The 295-nt window shown below is 56.6% G+C and carries 1 pseudogene; it reads right to left on the reverse strand.

Annotation, left to right across the window (positions count from 1 at the left end):
- Positions 1 to 295 (reverse strand): annotated as a pseudogene (locus ACWGS9_RS36165) (hypothetical protein); the annotation flags it as partial.

The following is a 295-nucleotide window of genomic DNA, read 5'->3' on the forward strand; positions in this document are numbered from 1 at the left end:
GGAGGGCGGATATCGTATCGAGGAACATCCGAAGAATCTTTGAGGTCTCGGGCCGAGCGTCCATGTGCCGCTGTTTCATGCGATTGTTGGCTTGCGAGAACAACCGACCAATCAGCTTGATGAACATCGTTACGGCATCGTCGGTGAGCTTCTGACCGAGCTTGATGATCTGTGCCACGATCGTCGCACGCCGGCGATTTGCGCCGAAATCTGTGGCGAGCCACGCAGGAGTGGCATCGCCCTCCCGAATGATCTGATCCCAGCGTCCAGATGAAATACGCGCCTGCAATTGAGG

This window comes from Mesorhizobium sp. Arg314, from assembly GCF_053714275.1.